The sequence below is a fragment of the Micromonospora sp. ABR4_055 genome (genome assembly GCF_056160425.1).
In genome coordinates this window covers 1-7196 of the sequence record NZ_JBSWXD010000235.1, presented here as the reverse complement: position 1 = coordinate 7196, position 7196 = coordinate 1, and the positions used below count along the sequence as shown (strand labels likewise).

5 protein-coding genes and 1 pseudogene are annotated in these 7196 nt (G+C 71.5%); 2 read left to right on the top strand and 4 right to left on the bottom strand.

The window, feature by feature from the left end; genetic code table 11:
- Window positions 1–542 (top strand): WD40 repeat domain-containing protein (locus tag ACXAHD_RS30580; RefSeq protein WP_475054919.1); only part of this gene is annotated, 542 nt, incomplete at its 5' end.
- 122 nt (window positions 543–664) lie between these two features.
- Window positions 665–1447, top strand: a complete 783-nt coding sequence (locus ACXAHD_RS30575; RefSeq protein ID WP_475054918.1) for a transposase family protein — start codon at window positions 665–667, stop codon at window positions 1445–1447.
- A gap of 10 nt (window positions 1448–1457) precedes the next feature.
- Here ACXAHD_RS30575 and ACXAHD_RS30570 read toward each other — a convergent pair whose 3' ends face one another.
- The 4 genes and pseudogenes from ACXAHD_RS30570 to ACXAHD_RS30555 form a co-directional block, all read right to left on the bottom strand.
- Window positions 1458–2330 (bottom strand): replication-relaxation family protein, encoded by an 873-nt coding sequence (locus ACXAHD_RS30570; RefSeq protein WP_475054917.1) that lies wholly within the window; start codon window positions 2328–2330, stop codon window positions 1458–1460.
- A 207-nt stretch (window positions 2331–2537) separates the two neighbouring features.
- On the bottom strand, window positions 2538–5066 hold the full coding sequence (locus ACXAHD_RS30565; RefSeq protein ID WP_475054915.1) for a helicase HerA domain-containing protein: 2529 nt from the start codon (window positions 5064–5066) through the stop codon (window positions 2538–2540).
- Entirely contained in the window at window positions 5063–6850 is a 1788-nt protein-coding gene (locus ACXAHD_RS30560; RefSeq protein ID WP_475054913.1) for a VirB4 family type IV secretion system protein, read from the bottom strand. The genes ACXAHD_RS30565 and ACXAHD_RS30560 overlap by 4 nt, the downstream gene beginning before the upstream one ends.
- Window positions 6847–7196, bottom strand: a pseudogene (locus tag ACXAHD_RS30555) (hypothetical protein); the annotation flags it as partial. The gene ACXAHD_RS30560 and the pseudogene ACXAHD_RS30555, both read right to left, overlap by 4 nt.

Below are 7196 nucleotides of genomic sequence, written 5' to 3'. Positions count from 1 at the left end.
ACGCGGCCACCGGCACCCCGATCGGCCAGCCGTTCACCGGCCACACCGGCGAGGTGAACGCGGTGGCGGTGGGGGAACTCGACGGCCGCCCAATCGTCGTCTCCGGCAGCCACGACCAGACGGTGCGGGTGTGGGACGCGGCCACCGGCACCCCGATCGGCCAGCCGTTCACCGGCCACACCGGCGAGGTGAACGCGGTGGCGGTGGGGGAACTCGACGGCCGCCCGATCGTCGTCTCCGGCAGCCACGACCAGACGGTGCGGGTGTGGGACGCGGCCACCGGCACCCCGATCGGCGACCCGTTCACCGGCCACCGCAGGGAGGTGAACGCGGTGGCGGTGGGGCAACTCCACGGCCGCCCGATCATTGTCTCCGCCAGCGACGACCGGACGGTACGGGTCTGGGACACAGCCAACCTTCAAATCTACGAAACCACAGAGATCCATTTTCCAGCATCCGTTTATGGAACCGCATTTCATGTTTCCGGAGTAATCGCTATCGCAACCGCTCTCGGTGTGATAAGCGTGCGACTAGAGCACTGAGCCTTTTCCAAGCTGATCTTGCAGCTCAGGGCGGATGCGGTAGGCCCGGTGATCGATGGGTGCGAGGCTCCGGGTAGGACAGCTGTCGACCAAGACTCGAAGCCCCGACCGGGAGCCTCGCCATGCTGTCCTACCCCGCCACGATTTCGTTGTCCAGCCGCACCCTGAACCACCTGGCCGAACGCATCCGCAGCCACCGTAAGCAGCGCCGATCCCGGTGGCGGCGCCTCCAACCCGGCCGGCAGGCGCTGCTCGCCCTGGCCCATCTGCGCAACGGCGACACCTACACCCGACTCGCGGCCGGCTTCGAGATCGGCGTCGCCACCGCCTGGCGCTACGTCCAGGAAGCGATAGCCCTGCTCGCGACGGCCGCCGATGACCTGGCCACCGCCATGGTACGGATCCGCCGACTGGCGTACGCGATCCTGGACGGCACCCTGATTCCGATCGATCGGGTCGCCGACCAGCGACCCTACTACTCTGGGAAACACAAGCACCACGGCGTGAATGTGCAGGTCATCGCCGATGCCGCTGGCCGGCTCGTCTGGGCTTCACCGGCGCTGCCCGGTTCGGTTCATGACCTGACCGCAGCCAGGACCTACGGCATTATCGATGCGCTGACCAGGGCGGACGTGATGACCTTCGCCGACAAGGGCTACCAAGGAGCTCGCGGCAGCGTGCGCACTCCGTTCAAGCGACGCCGCTTCCGCCCGAAGCTGTCACGCCGGCAGAAGGCCATCAACCGCGCCCACGCGAAGATCCGCGCCCGCGGTGAACGCGCAATCGCCACCCTCAAGGCCTGGAAGATCCTGGCCAAGCTGCGCTGCTGTCCACGGCTAGCGACCGCGATCGTGCAGGCCATCCTCGTTCTGCACCACGTCGAGACCGACCGCTACGCAGCATGAAAAGGGCTCACTAGTCGTCGAAGCGTTGCGGGTTGGTGACGGTGTCGGGGCCGTGGTCGCTGGGGAGTTGATGTAGGTGGCGGCGGTGGTCGGGGTCGGAGGTGAGTGTCCAGATCCGGCCGGCGGGGTCGGGGCTGTGGACGGCGGTGGCGATCGGGTTGGCGGTGTGTAGTCCGGCGAGGACGTTGATGAGGCTGGTTTCGCGGCGTCGGCTGGGTACCCAGAACAGGACGGGGTAGCGGGGTCCGAAGGTGGTGAGGCGTTCGTAGCCGCGGAGTTTGGCTACGACGCGGGCCAGGTTCTCGGTGTCGTTGTCGTGCTCGAGCCAGAAGCCGGTGGAGGTGTCTGCGGTTGTCCAGATGCCGTGTCCGTCGGGGCGGATGCCGGCCTGGGCGTAGACGGTGGTGGCGTGTTGTTCGGACCACCAGCGCGCGAGGTGGGTGTGGGTGTCGCGGCGGGCGGTGGCGATCAGGTCGGTGAAGAACTGGTTGACGCCGAGTAGGTGGTTGAGTTGGCCGCTGGCGGCGATCCGTTTGGTGCGTTCGAGGGAGCTGCGGGGTGGTTTGCGGTTGGTGTCTGTCGGGTCGTGGTAGGTGGTGGGGTGTAGTTGCAGGCCGACGGGGCCGAGGGTGTAGAGCAGGGATCCGTACCGGCCGTGGGCGGAGCTGCGGCCGAAGCGGTGGAGTACGTCGAGGCGGTGCAGGATGGTGAGCCGGCGTTGGGCGGTGCGGCGGGTGTCGAAGAACGCGGTGGTGATCTGGTCGGTGGACAGTAGGTAGTGCTCGGCGAGCAGGGCGAGTAGGGCGTGGTCGCGGGGGACGATGCGGCCGTAGACGGCGAGCGGGTCGGGTTTGCTGGAGGCGGGGGGAACACGGGAGTACACGGGTTGCTCCTGGGCAGGAAGGGGTTCCCTCCCGATCGGGAGGGGTGTCTGGCTGGGGCGGGGGCGGTGCGGAGGGGCTATCAGGGGCGTGTGCGGCACTGACGGCGCAGGTCAGCATTGTGCGGCTGGTGTCCGGCGGTCACGGGTGACGATCCGGGTGACGAGCCGGTGCGCGGCCCGGGTGACGTCACGGGGCTGACAGCCTTTTCAGGTGTGGTCGCTTTTTGGGCGGGTTCGCCGGTCGGCGGGTTTGCGGCTGAGTCGTTCGACGAGGTCGTCGATGGCGCTGGTGTCCTGGACGGGTACCCGGGTGGCGGCTGCCTGTCGGATGGCGGTGGCTTCGCCGACCGGCGGTCGTGGTGGGCGGGTGCGCATGGTGAACGCGGGGGTGTGGCGGCCGTTGACGACGAGTCGGGCGGCGGCGGTGTAGGCGTCGAGGTGGGCGAGGTCGTGTTCGCCCAGTTCGGGCATGGTGTGCCGGGACAGGATTTTCGCGTCCTCGGGGGCGACGGTGAAGTAGATCTTGTTGCGGGCGTTGGCGGAGGCGGCGGCGAGCAGGTCGCGGGGGAACTGGGCGAGGTCCTGGTGGGCCAGAGTCAACGAGAGACGGTATTTGCGTGCTTCGGCGAGCATCGTGTCCAACGAGTTCGCCAAGGTCAGGAAGTTCTGCGCTTCGTCGATGATCAGGGTGGCGTCGCGGCGCCGGTCCGGTTCGATCGCGGCGCGGGCGGTGGCGGCCTGCCACACCTGCGCGAGAACGAGGGAGCCGAGCAGCCGGCTGGTGTCCTCGCCGAGCGTGCCCTTGGGAATTCGGACCAGCAGAACCCCGCCGTCGAGGACCGTGCCGATGTCGAAGCTCGACTTCGGGTATCGCATGGTGCGTTTGACGAAGTCGCGGAGCAGGAAGGCGCGGAGGCGGGCGAGGACCGGTCCGATGACCTGTGAGCGGAGGCTGTCGTTGAGGCTGTCGTACCACTGCCAGAAGCCGCTCAGCCCGGCCGGGTCGTCGAGGTCGACGGTCATCGCGGACCGGAACTGGGGGCTGTTGAGCAGTGGTGGGATGTGCTGCAGGGTGACGTTGTTGTGCCGCAGCAGGGTGAGACAGGCGACCCGCATGACGTCGTCCATCCTCGGGCCCCACGCCTTGGCGAAGATGGTCCCGAAGATGGAGACGAGGTTGTCGACGACGAGGTCGGGGTCGTCGCCTTCGAGGGGGTTCAGCGTGGGTGGGTTGGGCTGGTCGGGGTCGAACAGGACGACGCGGTCGGCGACGGTGGCGGGGATGCGGTCGAGGATGTCGAGGACGAGGTCGCCGTGCGGGTCGATGACGATGGTGCCCCGGCCGGCTTTGATGTCGTCGAGGGCCATGTTGACCAGCAGGGTGGTCTTGCCGGAGCCGGTGGAGCCGATGACGTGGGTGTGGTATCTCGCGTCGGGGACCGACAGGCCGACGCGGTGGCCGCCGATCTCGGCGTCGCCGAGGATCTTCACCCCGCGTCCGCCGCCGGGGACGGCGACCGGTGCCGGGACGGCTGCGGCTCGGGCCCGGTCCAGGCCGGGTACGGCCAGGTCCCGCGGTAGGGCGGCGAGGGCGGCGAGTTCCGGGGTGGAGGTGAGGAACCCGGGGCCGAGTCGGCGGGCGGCGAGGACGGCCACCGGCGCGGGCATCCGTGCCCGGTGGGTGAGCCGGTTGCGGCCGGTGTGGACGGCGAACGCGGAGGCGAGGGTGTCGGCGATGCCGCGCAGCCGGCCGAGTGGGTTGGCGGCGGGGCGGCGGCTGGTGGTGGCGACGGCGTACCGGATCGCGGTCTGCCACAGCGGGTGGGCGGTCTTGTCGAGGATCGCCCGGACGTCGCGGTCGATGGTGGGGTCCCGTCGGGCGGCGGGCACCGCGGTACGGCCACCGCCACCGTTGCCGCTACCGGGGAGGAACGTGTCGAGCAGCCACAGCAGCGGTGCGGCGGGGTTGAGCGCGGGTACGGCGGTCTTTCCGGCGCGTAGCCGTCCGGCGGCGCGGCGGGCCCGTGCCGCCCGCCGGGGTGTGGCGGGGCGGGCGAGGATCTGCACGCAGGCGTACTCGCCGGGTTTGAGCTGGGAGCCGGCGGACATCAGCGGGCGCAGCGGGTCGGTGTCGTGGTCGGTGGCCAGTGGTAGCCATTCCGCGTGTACCGGCAGCAGATGTCCCCCGGTGGCGGGTCGCGCGTCGAGGGGGATCGGTGGTGGCGGATCGTCGTCGGTGGTGGTGGTGGCCGAGTTGGGCCACGCGGCCCGTACTGCCGCTTCGACCGCTCCGGGCGGGACGGTGCCGGGTACCCAGATGGAGATGAGCAGTTGCCGGCCGGACCAGGTGTACTGCCACACGACGTGCGGGTTGCCGTGGAGCAGGCGGCGTCGCCGTGACGGGGTCAGCACGCCCGCCATGTTCGCCCACAACGCGGCAGCATGGTGCGGGTCGACCTCGGGCGGCGGCGCGATCGTGATCAGCCGCGCGCCGGCGGCGTGGTGGCCGTGCCGCCAAACCTCCATGAGGTTGCGGCCGGCGACCCAGACGGCCAGCAGCGCGGCTGCGATACCGGCGAGCCACGGCCGCTGCGCGGCCCAGCCGGCGGCGTCGACCAGGGCCGCGGTGGGTCCGGTGGGCGGCGCGATGACACCGAAGCCGGGCCCGAACGTGGGGTCGGGCGCCGGTGGTGGGGTGGCGGGTGCCGCCCGGAGGGCGTCGGTCGACGGTGTCACAGGGTGTCCTCCTCGTCGCGGTCGGCCAGTTCGGTCGGGTCGGTGGTCGCGAGGGCGTGTTCGGTGTCGCTGGAGACGGCGTCGAACGCGGTCCGGTTGGTGCCGCTGATCAGCAGACCGTGGCCGCGGTGGGCCGCGAGCAGCAGCCGCTGTTCGCCCGCAGTGAGGCCGAACGCGTCGCCGACGGCGTCGATGGCCTGTGGGGCCTGGCGGAGCAGCACCTGGGTGGCGGCGTTGGCGACGACGGCCTGGCCAAGGTCGCTGCCGAGGAGGTCGGCGGCGTCCTGGGTGATGACGGTCAGCCCGGCGTGGCGTTTGCGGGCCGCTTTCGACATGCGGAACAGGAACCGGGCGCCTTCGCCGTCGCGCATCAGCAGCCACGCCTCGTCGACCACCACGAGCCGCCGTGCCGGGTGTGCCGGGGTGTCGACGGCGCGCCAGATCGAGTCGAGGGCGAGCAGGGTGCCGACGGTGCGTAGTTCGTCGGGCAGGTGCCGCAGTGACCAGACGACCAGGTGCCCGTCCGGGGTGTGGGTGGTGGGTCCGTCGAACAGGTCCGCGAAGCTGCCGTGTACCCATGGGGCGAGCCGAGCGGCCAGGTTGGTGGCGGCGGGGTCGGCGTCGGCGTGCAGTGTCTGTGTGAGGTCGCGCAGCAGCGGCGCGGGCCGGTGGTGGGTGGCCGGGTCGGCGGTGATGCCGGCCTGCCGGTAGACGGCGATGATGGCCCGGTCGAGGGCTGCCCGTTCGGCGGGTGGCGGCTGGTGGCCGACGAGGACCGAGACGAGGGTGTGGAGGAACAGTCCCCGGCGGGTCAGGGTGTCGGGGCGGTGGTCACCGGCGGGCAGGTCCAGGGGGTTGATCTTGACGCCGGGCAGGCCGAGTCGGACGGTGCTGCCGCCGACGGCGTCGGCGAGGCGCGGGTACTCGTCCTCGGGGTCGACGACGGCGACCTGGACGCCCTGGTAGAGGCTGCGCAGGATCTCCAGTTTGACGAAGTACGACTTCCCGGCGCCGGAGCGGGCCAGGATGATCGAGTTGTGGTTCTCCTGGGTCCACCGGTCCCACCAGACGATGCCGGCGCTGGCGGGGTTGACGCCGTAGAGGACGCCGCCGGTGGTGGCCGGTGCGCCGGGCAGCGGGGCGGGAAGGTCGGGGCTGGACAGGGGGAACGCGGCGGCCAGCGCGGCGGTGTCCATGGTGCGTGGCATCCGCAGCCCGTCCGTCGCGAGGGGCAGGGTGGTGGTCCAGCCGGCGAGATGCCGCCAGGTCGCGGGTTGTACGTCGATGAGGGTGGACGCGGCGGCCGCGCGGACCTGGGCGCAGGCGGTGGCGAGTTCGGTTTCGCTGCGGGCGTGGACGGTGAGGTACAGGCCGACGCGGAACAGTTTCGCGGCGCCGCGGGCGAGCCGGTCGGCGAGGTCGGCGGCGGCGGCCGCGGCGGCGTCGGTGTAGGGGTCGGCGAGTTTGCCGCGGTCGGCGTCGGCCCGTCGGGACGATTCGTAACGGGCCTGCTGGGTGCGCAGCCGGGTGGCGGCGACCGGCGCGGGCAGCGGTTCGATGTGCAGGGCGAGGTCGAGCCGGCCGGGCCAGGACAGCAGCGGTTCCAGCCAGGCGGGGCCGACCTCGGCCGGGTAGCCGGTCACCGCCAGGGTGGCGGTGTAGCCGTCGCCGACGCGCAGCCAGCGGGGTGTGACCTCGACGGCGGCGGGGGCGACCGTCGACGCCACCGCGGCCGCGCCGGTGGGGCCGCCGTCCGTGCGGCGGCGGTTGCGGATGATCGTCATGGTGTCCTCCGGTTGCGGCGGGCCGATGTGGGGGCGGTGGTGATCACGGTGTCGGGCGCGGCCAGCCCGCCGGGCCGGGGCGGCCGGTAGGGGTCCGCGGCGGCGGTGAGGGCGGCGGTGACGGCCGCGCCGTCCAGGACGCGGGGGGTCACCCCGAGGCCGGACAACGCGCGGACGGTGTCGTCGGCGCGGGGAAGAGGGGGGGGGGGGAGGGGGTGGGGGGAAGGGGGGCGGGGGTGGTTGGATGGGTTCTTTTTTTGGGTGGTTGTTTCGGTGGTCGGTGTGGGTGATCCGACCGCTCCCTCGAGCGGGCACGCCGCCGCGGCCAAGCAGGCCGGAGGTAACG

Excerpts from the sequence above, each read along its gene's own strand:
- ACXAHD_RS30575 (WP_475054918.1), top strand. The coding sequence starts at position 665 with ATGCTGTCCTACCCCGCCACGATTTCGTTGTCCAGCCGCACCCTGAAC.
- ACXAHD_RS30560 (WP_475054913.1), bottom strand. The coding sequence starts at position 6,850 with ATGACGATCATCCGCAACCGCCGCCGCACGGACGGCGGCCCCACCGGC.